Source organism: Anabaena sp. CCY 9613 (assembly GCF_963920895.1).
Lineage (GTDB): Bacteria > Cyanobacteriota > Cyanobacteriia > Cyanobacteriales > Nostocaceae > Cyanocohniella.
In genome coordinates this window covers 154,512-167,740 of the sequence record NZ_CAWUDE010000006.1, presented here as the reverse complement: position 1 = coordinate 167,740, position 13,229 = coordinate 154,512, and the positions used below count along the sequence as shown (strand labels likewise).

Annotated in this window: 10 protein-coding genes; 6 read left to right on the top strand and 4 right to left on the bottom strand. The window is 39.1% G+C overall.

Annotation, left to right across the window (positions count from 1 at the left end; all coding sequences use genetic code 11):
• Positions 1-952: 952 nt before the first annotated feature.
• Complete coding sequence (locus ACM0OT_RS09440; RefSeq protein WP_414564116.1) at positions 953-1,402, top strand: Hsp20/alpha crystallin family protein; 450 nt, start codon at positions 953-955, stop codon at positions 1,400-1,402.
• 253 nt (positions 1,403-1,655) lie between these two features.
• On the top strand, positions 1,656-2,261 hold the full coding sequence (locus tag ACM0OT_RS09435) for a DUF4360 domain-containing protein (RefSeq protein ID WP_414564115.1): 606 nt from the start codon (positions 1,656-1,658) through the stop codon (positions 2,259-2,261).
• Between the two features lie 128 nt (positions 2,262-2,389).
• Here the strand turns inward: ACM0OT_RS09435 and ACM0OT_RS09430 are convergent, their stop codons facing one another.
• The gene (locus ACM0OT_RS09430; protein ID WP_414564114.1) at positions 2,390-3,238 is read right to left on the bottom strand and encodes a uroporphyrinogen-III synthase; all 849 of its coding nucleotides are present in this window, start codon (positions 3,236-3,238) and stop codon (positions 2,390-2,392) included.
• 121 nt (positions 3,239-3,359) lie between these two features.
• Positions 3,360-3,797 (bottom strand): DUF6918 family protein, encoded by a 438-nt coding sequence (locus ACM0OT_RS09425; protein ID WP_414564113.1) that lies wholly within the window; start codon positions 3,795-3,797, stop codon positions 3,360-3,362.
• A 302-nt stretch (positions 3,798-4,099) separates the two neighbouring features.
• Here ACM0OT_RS09425 and ACM0OT_RS09420 point away from each other — a divergent pair, with 302 nt between their 5' ends.
• Both ACM0OT_RS09420 and ACM0OT_RS09415 read left to right on the top strand, forming a co-directional pair.
• Positions 4,100-4,339, top strand: coding sequence for a hypothetical protein (locus tag ACM0OT_RS09420; RefSeq protein ID WP_414564112.1), 240 nt, complete (start codon positions 4,100-4,102; stop codon positions 4,337-4,339).
• A gap of 127 nt (positions 4,340-4,466) precedes the next feature.
• On the top strand, positions 4,467-4,664 hold the full coding sequence (locus ACM0OT_RS09415) for an NblA/ycf18 family protein (RefSeq protein ID WP_414564111.1): 198 nt from the start codon (positions 4,467-4,469) through the stop codon (positions 4,662-4,664).
• A gap of 30 nt (positions 4,665-4,694) precedes the next feature.
• Here ACM0OT_RS09415 and ACM0OT_RS09410 read toward each other — a convergent pair whose 3' ends face one another.
• On the bottom strand, positions 4,695-6,623 hold the full coding sequence (locus ACM0OT_RS09410; RefSeq protein WP_414564110.1) for a heavy metal translocating P-type ATPase: 1,929 nt from the start codon (positions 6,621-6,623) through the stop codon (positions 4,695-4,697).
• A 592-nt stretch (positions 6,624-7,215) separates the two neighbouring features.
• Between ACM0OT_RS09410 and ACM0OT_RS09405 the strand changes: the two genes are divergently transcribed.
• Entirely contained in the window at positions 7,216-8,835 is a 1,620-nt protein-coding gene (locus ACM0OT_RS09405; RefSeq protein WP_414564109.1) for a beta strand repeat-containing protein, read from the top strand.
• 68 nt (positions 8,836-8,903) lie between these two features.
• On the opposite strand, the gene ACM0OT_RS09400 is transcribed toward ACM0OT_RS09405, so the two are convergent.
• Positions 8,904-11,096 (bottom strand): sensor histidine kinase, encoded by a 2,193-nt coding sequence (locus ACM0OT_RS09400; protein WP_414564108.1) that lies wholly within the window; start codon positions 11,094-11,096, stop codon positions 8,904-8,906.
• 575 nt (positions 11,097-11,671) lie between these two features.
• Between ACM0OT_RS09400 and ACM0OT_RS09395 the strand changes: the two genes are divergently transcribed.
• Positions 11,672-13,219: a hypothetical protein gene (locus ACM0OT_RS09395; protein WP_414564107.1), complete on the top strand. Its 1,548-nt coding sequence runs from the start codon at positions 11,672-11,674 to the stop codon at positions 13,217-13,219.
• The last annotated feature ends 10 nt before the right edge of the window (positions 13,220-13,229 follow it).

The window sequence follows — 13,229 nt, the reverse complement described above, 5'->3', positions numbered from 1 at the left end:
CAAAAACCCTGATGATCTCTGACACCCCCGGCAATTTTTGTGCCAGCAGTTGTCGTACACACACTATTTTACACACTGTAGTCTTCGCTAACCCAAGTTCAAGCACAGCTTAAAGACCATCTAAGTTAAAATTTGATTTTTTTGCCCAGTCAGGGAGAATTACATTGCTGGGGTTGCATCGTCCGTAAGTTGTGGTATTGGGCGTTTGTACTAACATTACACAACTAACAGTTAATCCTCAAAATTTAGTTGCCAGTATTCTGTTTATCTTAATACCTATCGGATAATTATTAAAGTTTTCTGGTTTATTTACTTGCTAGGTTAGTTGCCGTTGCTTTAAGCCGCATTATACCTAGAGTTAGCCAAAAAGTTCATTAGATGATACATAATTGCGGCAAGTTTTACCTGCTAATATTACCTGTATAAGCTAATAAATTTGCAAAAAAACGCCAAATTGGCAAGATATATTAAATTATCTTTGTTAGATTATTAATTGTAAAAGACTTGTGGGCTTTATAGTCCAGGGTTTACTACACTTCAAGAGCATGGACTATAGAACTAATTGCATTAGTTCGTGAGGATTGTGCTCTATGAATTGAAGATTGCTACTATTTTTTTGTAGTAATCTCCAGAACCCCTTCTTCTCGCAAAAGGGACAAATAGAATCATAAGTCCTTGTTGATTTACTCCTATCCATACCTCGTTCATCCTTATGGGCGAGGTATTTTTCATGAAAGAGGAGTGGGGTTTACCCACTAAAACTACTATTTTCGGTTTTCCGAACTCAAACAAGTGTAGTTTACCGTACATTTCTTGGATAAACACTTAGGTTCGGTAATCATCATGAAGAAGTGATAAAAGCCGAATTTACACTAATTTTGTTTTTGCCTAGGATATAAGCATAAAACTCAAGTTTGTCGGTCATAAATACTTATTACGAAGAGGTGTACATATGGCAGTAGTACGTTGGAATCCTTGGCAAGAAATCAATACCTTGCAACGTCAAATCAATAATTTGTTTGATGAAGAAATGCTACCTTCAACATTGGTTGAAAGAAGTTTAAACAGATTTCCTGCTGCTGAGTTACAAGAAACCGAAGAAGCAATTCATTTAAAGCTAGAACTACCGGGAATTGATTCTAAAGACCTAGATGTGCAGGTGACAGAAAAAGCTGTTTATGTTAGCGGTGAACGTAAATCTGAACATAAATCTGAAGACAAAGGGGTAATTAAAAGCGAATTCAGTTATGGCAAGTTTCAACGTGTAATTCCTTTGTCTACTCGCATTCAAAATACCAATGTTACCGCAGAATATAAAGACGGTATTTTGACTTTGACACTGCCTAAAGCTGAAGAAGAAAAGAACAAAGTCGTCAAGATTAATCTCCAGTCAGCGGGCTAATATCGCTTTCTCTCAGAATGCGAATTGCTAAGTAAATACAGGGCTAGTTTCTTCTAGCCCTAGTTATTGAAAAAGGCAGAAGTACGCTTATCTGAGGGCAGAAAGTTTTATTTAAAAAAGTTAGTTATATTTTATACTAAAAAAACGCATAATTGATTGCGGATTGCTATATAAAACTTAAAGAGCTAATTTCCGAAATTCTTCTCATGAAGTTTGGAGCTAATACTATTCAAATTTCTCAAAAAGGTGAGTAATGAATAATCCAAACTTTAAGAAAACATCGATCAACTTTTTAAAGGCTTTTCTGGCAGCAGCTACACTGATAACTACTGCATCTGTTGGTCCCGCTCTTGCTAATAAAGTTGAAATTTTAGGTGCAGAATATGGTGGTAACGGTTGTCCTGGTGGATCTGCGAGTGTGAGCGTTAGTCCCGATGGACAAGAACTAAGTATTCTATTTGATCAGTTTATAGCTCTAGGAAATAAGACAGAAGAAAGCCGTAAAAGCTGTAACTTGAGCATACCAATTCAAGTACCTCAAGGTTTTCAAATTTCCCTCTACGACGCTGATTATCGGGGTTATATTGCTCCCCGTACAACAGGAAGGCTAAGAGCCGAGTACTTTTTTGCTGGTCAGCGTGGCCCTGTTTTTTCTAGGACATTGAAAGGTGAAAGTGATTACAACGTTCGAGATAAATTAGTGACTGTGGCTGATGTCTGGTCACGTTGTGGTGACAGCGTGAATATGCGGGTAAATGCTGCAATGACCGCCAGTGGTTCAGGGATGGCGACTGTTGACTCTTTTGACCTCGCTCACCGTGGTTTGATTTATCACATCAAATATCGCCAGTGTCGTTAGTTGTTTTCAAAGCGGGAAGTAACAAAACTCCTAGCTTTGGAAAGATTATCAGACATCAGTTTATTTGAAAACCGTATAGGCTAGCCTTCTCTTAAAGTAACCCAACATGGATTAGTGTGTTGGGTTTTTTAACTGCTAGTACAAGTCAGAAATTGGGCGATCGCTTCTGTAAATCCGGCAAATGAACTATAGTTTTTTGATACAATAGCTACGTTAAAACCTAATTTTTGGGCATTGGTCGCTGTATAAGGGCCAAAACAAGCAATCACGCAATTTTCATAATCGCTGTGTGAGTTAACCATTGTCAAAAAGCTTTCTATTTCTACTGTGCTGCTAAAGGCAATTACATCTATCAATCCTTGTTGAATCAAATTTAATTCAATTGCATAGATATCTTTATGTAAGCACTGTGTAATATATGCGGGGACACGAGTTACTTTTAATCCCAATTTATATAATTCTGAAATGAAGTTAGGTACAATATTCGGCTCAGGTATCCCAATAACTTCAGGAACAGGTACTAAGATTTTTTGCTGATGAATTTGCGGAATTTTGGCTAATTCGTTCACTATACCCTTAGGGCTAGGTTCTGATGGGATTAAATCAACTTTGCCAAAACAAGATAATAATATATCTGCATCTTTCCCTAAAGCACATAATTGACAACCTTTAAGGGCAGATATGCCAATATTTAAATTATTCATACGCTCAAAAAACGCCATGATGCCGTTTCTACTGGTAAAAGCAATCCAATTAAATTCATTTAGGCGACTGAGTGCAGCGTCTAATTCTGTGTACTTTGATAAATAGCAAGTTTCGACGGTGGGCATAAGTACAGGTAGGCCACCTTGTGTAATAATTTGTTCTGAGAACCGAGAAGCATAATTTCTCGGTGCTGTGACTAAAATTCTTTTGCCATATAAAGGCAATTTGGGCGATGGAGTCAGCAGATGGATATTGGGTAAATCTGTTTGCATGAGTCAACCAAAATTTTGCCGTATCTTGGCCTTCTATGCTAACCGGAAGTGGAATTATATATCTTTCTGCTTGGTGGGTATGGGTATAAGCAATTACACCAATACCCAATGTTATTTTTAATTATTTCTGAGTATATTTATCTACTATTTTCGCCAAATCGGGTACTGCTTCCTCTACATGTTTTTTGGCTGTCCCCCGAAACTTGTCGTACGTTCCTTTAACGATTTGGCGTTTTGTGTACTGGACTCTAGCATCGGTAACACCGAGTAGTGCATCTGCGGTGTCAGAGCGACTAGTGACGAGATGAGCGGCTGGATCACCCTTTTCTACACCCTCATTCCACAAAGGATCAAGGGCTGTCAAGAACTGGGGTAGTAGCTGCTCGACAACATAGGGAATATACCCTGGTTTCACTCCCTTGAGGGCTGCGAAGGCAGTTTTCAAGGCTATGCCGCTAATGCCTGATTTGGCAGCTAATTGCTGGTCAATCATATTACAGCAATCGTCTACAACCATAGCTTTTTTGTTGGGGTCTAACAGATGATCACTCAATCCCATGTAATGTCTCCTGAGTATAAAATTACCTGATTTTTCTACACTTAATTTTCCTCACACCAATCTCTCCTACAGGGAAGAGTTCATGTGTTTGGGGATTAACCATACATGATTGTGGTTCATATCAATGAAAATAAATGTAAAAATTTAGCAAAGATTCTCTGGGTTTTAGCGGTTTATCCTCAGAAACTTTCTAGCCTGCTGAGTACGGTTTACCGCCATTTGCACTTTGTAAATACATTGCAACATTTGTTTACATAAGATAATATTTAATTACATAAGCAAACGCAAATAAACCTAAACCCATGAAAACTGATTTTGATTTCCCTAAAAAAGATTTAATTGGCCCCGTTGTTTTTCGCCCTGATTTTAATGACTTCGAGACGATTAATGCTAACCAAGCTTGGTCATTATTTTTCACAGCGGGTCAACAGGACAACAGCCTAGGACAAGAAACTGAACTAGGTAAGTTTTTCACTAACGTTTTAATTGCTATAGGAGTTTCAGGAACCCTTTGGGCAACTTTCTTCAGGAACTTGGGATAAACGTTATGAGAACCCCAAGCAGATGCAAGATATCTGGAAACGAATATGTAGCATTTGGAGAGTTCCTGCAAACTTGAGAATTGATTTGACCTTTTAGTTTTCGCCCAGTTGGGCGACTTAGCAGACAATGAATCAACCCATGTCACTATCTTTAGAACAAGAATTTAGTCTCAGAACGTTTTCTGACCAAGTGCAGCAGATGTCACGTGAACAAGCTCAAGAGTTTTTGCTGATGCTCTATAAGCAGATGATGATTCAGGAAACGACGTACCAAGAATTGCTTAAGCATCAGTGGGAACTTGATTCAGACCCAATCTTGGGTTAAGTTTTTGGATTCTTGCTCAAAGCATTTGGGCTAATTTCTGAGTAATCTTAAACCACTGAGGGTCACTAAAACTGTAGAACCTTCGTGACCAATTACACCAATGGGTAGGTTGATATTCCCTAAAAAGTTACCAACTAATAGCAAAGCAATAAAACTGAGAGCGATAACTATATTTTGCTTGACTATGCGTTGCGATCGCCTGCCTAATTCTATGGCTGCACCTAGTTTTTCTAATTTATCTGCCATCAATACTATATCTGCTGTTTCTAAGGCGACATCGCTACCTGACACCCCCATAGCTATGCCTACAGAAGCCTGAGCTAAGGCTGGCGCATCATTAATTCCGTCCCCCACCATTGCCACTGTTTGATACTCTTGCTGGAGTTGACGAATCACATCTAGCTTATCTTCAGGTAACAGTTCTGCATATACTCGATCAATGCCCACTGTTTGCGCTACACTGTCAGCCGTGCGCTGGTTATCTCCAGTAATCATCACAATTTGTTCAACTCCCAACTTCCGCAACCGGGTAATCATTGCTACTGCTTCTGGTCTGAGTAGATCGGCAATGGCGATCGCACCCATTACAGCAAATTTTCCTTGTTCCTGTGTCTGTTCTTTTGCTATCCAGACTACGGTTTTTCCCTCTGCTGCCAAAGATATCGCCAGAGCTTGCAAGGTTTCTGGGAACTGAGAAACATATTGCTGGACAAAAGCTGTATTCCCCACAATCACTTTTTGATGATTGACTATCCCCTGGATTCCCTGGCCGGGGATGGCTTGCACATCAACCCCACGTACCCAGTCTTCACCAGCTGCTTGGACAATGGCTTTACCAATGGGATGTTCTGAATAAGATTCTAGAGCAGCAGCTACTTTTAATACCTCAGATTGCGAATATTCACTAGCAGCAATCACTTGGTCAACTTGTACCTTTCCTGTAGTTAAAGTCCCAGTTTTATCAAAGGCGATCGCTCTGACTTTACCAATCTTTTCTAACTGCGCCCCATTTTTAAATAAAATTCCTTGTTTCGCACCATTAGCAATTCCCGACAATAGTGTAGGCATAATAGCCGCCATCAGCGCACAAGGAGAAGCCACCACCAAAAAAGTCAGGGCGCGGTAAATCGTCACTTCCCAACTCCAACCCCAAATCATAGGCGGCAAAAATACTAGCAATACCCCGGCGATAACAATTACCCGCGCATATATGCGTTCAAATCTCTCAATAAACTGTTGAGAAGGAGGTGCTTCTGTTTGTGCTTGTTCCACCAAGCGAATCACGCGCTGAATCAAACTGCTGGATGCTGGCTTGTGTACTTCTAGTTTTAAAGCCCCATAACCGTTAAGCGTCCCAGCAAACACCTCATCACCGATGGTTTTCTCTATGGGTAAAGACTCACCTGTAATTGCTGCTTGGTTGAGAGTGCTGTAACCAGAGATAATCATGCCATCAGTAGGAATTAACTCTCCAGGTTTGACGACAATTTCATTCCCTATTTTTAGCTGAGTAATGGGTAGCATTTCTTCTTGACCCTGAAATAAAACCCTAGCCGTATCTGGCGTTAAACTCATTAAACTGCGGATACTGCGTTCAGTCCGCCGCATGGCATAACCTTCTAATGCTCCACTAATGGCAAAGATGAGAATTAAAATTGCCCCATCAATCAAAAGATAATATTCCCGACGCCATAAACCCAGACTAGCCGCACCAAGGGCAGCCACAATCATCAGTAAATCTACATCTAATTCTTTTTCCTTAATTAGAGTAGTCAAACCCTCACGGGCGCTTTCATAACCACCAATCACATAAGCTGCGGGTAACAGCAACAACGCCCATCCCAACCAACCAATATGTAAAGCTAACCATCCCAAAAACAACAGTATTCCACATAGCGCAGCCGCTACAGTATCCGCATGTTCTTGAGTAAATTGGGTAAAACGCTGAGGGTATAGCATGAGAATCACATCAACACAGACCTTCTCAGGTTAAACCTTGACATTAATGTCAATGTCAAACAATTTTAGATTTTAGCTTTCTTGTCATTACGCTACCAATAAGAAAACAGTAAAAATCTTGTTAAAAACTTTATATACACTTAAACAAAATTACCACCGTAATCTTACTATACTGTTAGTATGAAGTTTAAAATTCGGTTGGGTATATTGATAGCTTTATATAGGCGCATCTAACACCTAACCGCAGAAACTTTTAAACCAATTCGCAATGCCTCTTTTAGAGGAGCTACGCTAACGCAATAGAGCCGACGGATACCGCTAGGCTGTACGCAATTACGTGTTGTAACGTGGATTTAGACCCTGCCACAACACTTGCAGCTTGATAGAACCTGGGGACTTAAACCCCTACATTTTGGTAAAAGGCTAATTCTTTAAGCTCACTACTCATGTATTGAGTTATTTTGGCGAACTTATTGATGGAACAAAGGAATTTTTTGCCCATTTGTGATTAACTTCCCTATTTTTTCTCGCTTTGTTTTTATTTAAAAGCCGTTCAGTAATGAACACTACTAAAATATAAGGATGAATTTCTATGCGTAACCAGAAAGGCGCTTCTCAGAACCTCAAAAAATATAATCAAGATGAATTAATTGAAGAATTGAACATGAATATCGGCATTGAAGTTGCAACCAATGTCATCATCAATACTGGTTCAGGAAATGACACTCTCAATGGGAAAGGTTATGGTGATTATGATAATTATGCAGATGTAATTGGTATCTCCAATAGCGGCATTATCAATACTGGTTCAGGAAATGACAGTATTAATGGTGAGGGACAGGGTTTGTATTCACAGGGCATTGGTATCTCCAATATTGGCATCATCAATACTGATGCGGGAAATGACGCCCTCAATGGTAAAGGTTGGGGTAATTATGCAGCCGGAATTGGTATCTCTAATATTGGCATCATCAATACTGATGCGGGAAATGACAGTATTAACGGTGAAGGTTATGGTGATTATTCAGGCGGAACTGGTATCTCCAATAGCGGCACCATCAATACTGGATCGGGAAATGATACCATCATAGGCACAGGTCAGGGCGCCAGTATCTTCCGGAACTCAACGGAAGGAACAGGCATCTTTAACAGTATCGCAGGCATCTTCAATGCTGGGTCAGGAAATGATTCTATCCTTGGTATAGGTAGAGGTGACGACGGTATCGGTATCTTCAATCAAGGCAAGATTAACGCAGATGCAGGCAATGACGAGATCAAAGGCATAGGTATAGGAGAAGGCTCTGGAGGAGATGCCATTGGGATCTCAAATAGTGGCACTATCAATGGCGGTGCAGGAAATGATTCTATCATCGGCACAGGTGAGGGCAATCTTAGCATCTATGGCATGGGAGGAGATGGCATCGGCATCTCTAATACAGTCCAAATCAATGGGGATGCAGGAAAAGACCATATTATCGGCATGGGAACAGGCGGTGCGGGGACCAACAGGGAAAACGATGACCTTGAGGTAGGTGGCAAAGGCATTGGCATTTCTAACGCGGGCATGATCAATGGTGGAAATGGAGATGATTTAATTCTTGGTATTGGCAAAGGAGGTAACGGTAGAAATGATCGAGTTCTTGGTGGTGATGGTATAGGTATTTCTAACAGTTCCGACATCAACGGTGGCAATGGTAATGATGTCATCAAAGGAATTGGTCTTGGTGGTTTGGGTAATTCTGCCGCAGATGGACGTGGATTTGGTATCTTCAATACGGGTCGCATCGACGCAGGTGCCGGCAAAGACGAGATTAGCGGCTACGGTACTACTGTAGGTATAGAAGGTAATGGGGTAGAGTTTGTTGGTATTGATGGTGGAGCAGGTAACGATTATTTCAAAGCAAGAATCATTATCGGTTTAGACGCTCAAGACAATCCCATTGAAAGTGCCAATCAGGATGGAGCTATTGCCAATATCTTCATCAATGCAGGGAATGGAAACGACATCTTTGATGTGGGATTTGGGACTGCCAAGTTGGATGGTGGTAAAGGCTTCGATACCTTAATCCTGCCTGTTCTCGGTAGTGGCACCTACACTATTGGTACACCCGATGTTGATGGCTGGTTCCAAATTATGAATAGTGCTAGCGCGAATGTCTTATCAGTCAGTAGCATTGAACGGATACTATCTGGTGGAAACATTCTTGTTTAACGCGAGTTCGACGAATTGAATGGGATGCGATAGGTATGGCTTTGCCTATCGCATCTCTGCGTTGAAAATCATCCTGCAACCTGCTGCTTAATAGGGACTTGAATCACAAACTCTGTCCCTTTACCCAAAATCGAAACACACTCCAACTTGCCGCCGTGTTTTTCAGTGATAATTTGATAACTAATTGCCATACCCATCCCCGTACCCTTACCTATAGGTTTGGTTGTAAAGAAAGGATCGAAAATATGGTTTTTCACCTTGTCTGGCATACCCGTTCCATTATCTGCGATCGCTATTTCTATCCATTGGGAATTATTGATCATGGAAGTACGAATAGTAATTAAGCTGGAATATTTTTCTGTAATATTAACTTCGTCTAAAGCATCTATTGCATTGACTAAAATATTCATGAATACTTGATTAAGTTGCCCAGGATAGCATTCCACTTCCGGCAAATTATCATAATCACGTATTACTTGAATTGCCGGAGATTCTGACTTGCCTTTTAACCGATGTTGCAAAATTAGTAGCGTACTTTCAATTCCTTCATGAATATTAACTGCTTTAAACTCTGCTTCATCCATGCGTGAAAAATTACGCAATGATAGCACAATATTACGAATGCGATCTGTCCCCATTTTCATGGAAGTTAGCATTTTTTGTAAATCTTCAATTAAAAATTCTAAATCAATTTCTGCTGCCAGTTCTTGCACTTCTAAGTCATTACTAGGATGACGTTCTTGATAAAGTTGAATCATCCGCAGTAAATCTTGTGTGTATGCGCTCAGATGAGTAATATTGCCGTGGATAAAGTTGACAGGATTATTAATTTCGTGAGCTACACCCGCAACTAATTGGCCCAGGCTAGACATCTTTTCACTTTGAATTACTTGTGCTTGGCTACGCTGCAACTCCCCAAAGGCTTTTTTGAGTTCAGTAGTGCGTTCTTCTACTCTGTCTTCTAATTCTGTCTTACTGCTTTCTAAGGCGGCAAAAGATTCGCGCAATTGCTCTGCCATATAATTAAAAGAAAGAGCAAGTATGTTGAGTTCCCAAATTTTAGTTAACTCTACTGTTTGGTCTAAATTACCAGATGCCATTGCCTGACTGGCTTGGTTAATTCGCAAAATTGGGCGAGCAATGCGACGGGTGGTAAAGTAACCCATAATACTGGCGATCGCTAATGCTCCTAGACACAGCAAAATTGTCATCTGGGTATTAGCATTGATTTGGGACATGAAAACTTGTTCTGGCAGACTAATTACCACTAACCAATCAAGTCCATACTGGTCACGCCAAGGAAGGATATTTACATAATGAGTTTCTCCTTGCCAATTCAGTTGCAGTTTTTGCGGTTCGGTAATTGACTGGAAATCATTAAAACTATGCTGAATATTTTTGGCAATACCTTGAATAGCAGCGTCAGTGCTGTCTGTAGCTTGTAACCTCTGAATTTCATCCTTAACGACAATAAAAGGTTTTTCAGTTCCAGAGTTAGCAATCAGCAGTCCATTACGCTCTAAAATGAAAATTTTACCAGTAGAACTTATATCCAAACGCTGTAAAAACTCGCTCAACTTTAAGAAATGAATATCTGCGCCAACCATTCCCAGTAAACGATTTTGGGTGTCATAAATAGGACGACCAGCAGAGGCAGTAATATAGGGAGTATCAGCAGAATTCCAAGTGTAAATTCTTGACCAGATGGGTTTACCTGCTTTCATTGGTTCGGTATACCAGCTTTCTTGGAAATTATTCCAATCATAAATATCAGTTACATGAGTGCGGATACCTTGCTCATCTGTAGCGTACGTATGACCATTATTCGGCGGACGGGTACTCCAATCATCAATTGTCAAAGTTTTGCCATCATAGCGAGCGGCTCCTGCTCCTTCACCAGTAGTCAGTCCAAAGCCGATGTAAGACAAATCATATACCTGCATTTGTTTCCAGAAATACTTGCTGATGGTTTGGCGATCGCTCACATCTAATAATCCCATTGCGATCGCCTCAGCATTTAGCTGGTTAATTTTGTGAGGAATAGACAAATAAGAATCCAGGTGCAGAGCTACCTTAGTGCGGGTTCGCTCCATTAATTGTGCAGCTAGATCGTTCACCGCTTTCTGTCCATTTTTGAAAGATAGGTAACCAACCAAACTTACTGTGCTAAAAATTTGCAATAAAAAAGGAACAATCAGTACAAACTGTAATGAGAAAGCTTTAACTTTCGGGGTATTATATTTATTCGTTAATCGGTTCATTTGTAATACTGCTGGATAAACTTGTTTTTACATAGGAACTTGAATGACAAACTCAACTTCCTCAACGAATAGGCTTAGTATTCCCACAGTCAAAATATAATCAACATCAAAATATATATAGCTGGCGTGGCGTAGCCATATATATTCGCGTAGATAAGGAGTGGGGAGTGGGAAAAAATTTTTTGACTGTAAACTACACTTCTTAAAGTAGACAAGGTTTAAATAGCAGCATGAACCAAATTAACCGCCAAGACGTAGCGAAAAGTTTTCAGCAAGGCTAACCAGACCTAACAAACCCAGACAAATCACATAAAAGTATGACGGTTTAAGGCATGTGGATTTAATAAAATACAGAACCTCACCCCCAACCCCCTTACCAAGGAGAGGGGAGACTTTGACGCAAGTCAAAGGCGGGGTGAGTTCAAAAACTAGACTTGCATGTTATTTAATTTATATTCCTAACAGGATTTTTGTGTCAGCTTGTAAAATTGGGCTGCGCTCAATCACATAAATTATTGTAAACTATTTGATTATTAAGACCATAGCCATTTTACTTACTAAAAAACTTTGAATTTATGATGCTAGTCAAAAAAATAGTTAATTCTATTAATAGGTCATCCTTGAATGTTTCTTGGTTGATTATAATTGCTTTTTCTATACTCGGTTTAATAGGTATTCTCAGTCATGATATGTGGCGAGACGAACTCAATCCTTGGCTGATTGTCAGAGATAGTGAATCTTTCGACGATTTAATTGCCAATATTAAATATGAAGGACATCCTCTGCTGTGGTATTTTTGTCTGGCATTACTGAGAAGAATTGCCGATAATCCCGTGATTATGCAAATTTTTCATTTAGCGATCGCAATTAGCTCAGTGACTATTTTCTGCTTATATAGCCCCTTTAATTATCAACAAAAATTTCTATTTTCTTTTGGCTTTTTTCCGTTTTATGAATATCTTTTAATTTCTCGCAATTATGCTTTTAGTATGTTGTTTATTTGGGGTTTTTGTGCAGTTTTTTCATCCAGAAAAAAAACTTATATTTACTTAGCAATTTTATTAGGTTTGCTGGCTAATAGTAGTGCTTATGCCTTATTAGTAGCATTTTGTTTGGCATTAACCTTACTAGTAGAATTTTGTTTTGATATTGAACACCGTAATCAATATCTGAATCAAAGCCAGAAATATGATTTATTTTTAAGTGCAGGAATTATCATATTTTCTTTTATTTTATCCGCTTATATTATTACTCCTCCAGCGGATAGTTATCTTCATGGTGGTTTAAATAGTGGCTGGGTGAATCAATTAGATTTGCGTAATTTATTCAGAAGTATAGGAAGATTATTTGGTAGTTATTTATTAATAATTCCCACACATAAAAGATGGTTAGATTTAATTGTGTGTGCTTTCATTGCTTTATTTATTGCAGCTTTAACTGTTATCAAGTTATCTAAAAAGCCTTTTGCCTTATTTTTCTATATTATAGGTAATTCTGTAATCTTAGCATTTACATACTTGAGATTTGCCGGGATGCCTCGACATTTTGGACATTTGTATTTAATTCTCATAGCAGGGCTATGGTTGGGGAGTTGTTATCAAGATTCTGCGTTTTTAATCAATAAATTTTCCCTCAAACAAAAAATAATCAAATTGGGTGAAAAATGGCATCATATTGCTTTCATGATCATCCTTTATGTACATTTTTTCGGTGGAATTTCTGTTTTTATTAAAGATTTAGTTATACCATTTTCAGCTAGTCGAGAAACAGCTAATTACATTCAACAAGCTCAGTTAAATAATGAGTTTATTGTGGCCAGCAGAGATGCCAATATGGCTGCATTATCGGGTTATCTTGACCGCAAACTTTACTATCCAGAACGGCAGCAAATGGGAAGTTTCACACTTTTTAAATCGGGTCGTCAAGAGGTAGAACAGGAGGAAATATTAAGACAGATTAATTTTCTGTTAAAAAATCAACCAAATGAAAACAAAATTTTGTTAGTTTTAAATAAACCACTGAATGTCAATCTCCAGGATTTAAATATTGTGCCGATTAAAAATTTCAAGAAAGCTTGGATCAATGATGAACGATATTATTTATATTGGGTAGATAAAGTCTAAAATAGAGAAG

Bases quoted from the DNA above. Each gene is read 5' to 3' on its own strand.
- ACM0OT_RS09420 (WP_414564112.1), top strand. From the start codon at position 4,100: ATGAAAACTGATTTTGATTTCCCTAAAAAAGATTTAATTGGCCCCGTT.
- ACM0OT_RS09435 (WP_414564115.1), top strand. From the start codon at position 1,656: ATGAATAATCCAAACTTTAAGAAAACATCGATCAACTTTTTAAAGGCT.
- ACM0OT_RS09415 (WP_414564111.1), top strand. From the start codon at position 4,467: ATGAATCAACCCATGTCACTATCTTTAGAACAAGAATTTAGTCTCAGA.
- ACM0OT_RS09430 (WP_414564114.1), bottom strand. From the start codon at position 3,238: ATGCAAACAGATTTACCCAATATCCATCTGCTGACTCCATCGCCCAAA.
- ACM0OT_RS09400 (WP_414564108.1), bottom strand. From the start codon at position 11,096: ATGAACCGATTAACGAATAAATATAATACCCCGAAAGTTAAAGCTTTC.
- ACM0OT_RS09425 (WP_414564113.1), bottom strand. From the start codon at position 3,797: ATGGGATTGAGTGATCATCTGTTAGACCCCAACAAAAAAGCTATGGTT.
- ACM0OT_RS09440 (WP_414564116.1), top strand. From the start codon at position 953: ATGGCAGTAGTACGTTGGAATCCTTGGCAAGAAATCAATACCTTGCAA.
- ACM0OT_RS09395 (WP_414564107.1), top strand. From the start codon at position 11,672: ATGATGCTAGTCAAAAAAATAGTTAATTCTATTAATAGGTCATCCTTG.
- ACM0OT_RS09410 (WP_414564110.1), bottom strand. From the start codon at position 6,623: ATGCTATACCCTCAGCGTTTTACCCAATTTACTCAAGAACATGCGGAT.
- ACM0OT_RS09405 (WP_414564109.1), top strand. From the start codon at position 7,216: ATGCGTAACCAGAAAGGCGCTTCTCAGAACCTCAAAAAATATAATCAA.